1 protein-coding gene is annotated in these 433 nt (G+C 52.2%); it reads right to left on the bottom strand.

Annotation, left to right across the window (positions count from 1 at the left end):
* On the bottom strand, window positions 1-433 hold a 433-nt coding region (locus FPV16_RS25960; RefSeq protein WP_227441379.1), incomplete at both ends, for a YcaO-like family protein.

Raw genomic sequence — 433 nt, 5'->3', positions numbered from 1 at the left:
ACCCTCCGCTTCCAGCGTTTCGATGGCTTCAACTACTGCTGGGTAACGCGCCAGCACGTCTGCCGGGATCTCTGGCAGGCTGATGCTTTCAGCAATAATGCGGTTTTTCACGTAGCGTTCGAAAACTTCAGACAATCCCTGAACGCGTGCTTCGTTGCGGGTATTACCTGCGGACATACCGTTGGAGACGTACGTGTTACCAATGATATTCATCGGAATATAAACGGTCTGATTGTCGGACTGACGCGTAAACGGCAGGCCGCAAATACCACGATCTTCGTTACCGGATTGTAGGTCAATCAGCATGCTGCCGGTCAGTTCATTCTCCGGATCATAAAACGCGCGCAGACGGTCATCGAGCAGCCCTTCTGGCACATCGTCATTTTCGGTCAGTGGGAACCATTTTTCGTTGGGATAATGCACGAACGGACCG

The organism is Methylobacterium sp. W2 (genome assembly GCF_020662345.1).
GTDB lineage: Bacteria > Pseudomonadota > Alphaproteobacteria > Rhizobiales > Beijerinckiaceae > Methylobacterium.
This window is presented reverse-complemented; position numbering and strand designations above follow the sequence as displayed.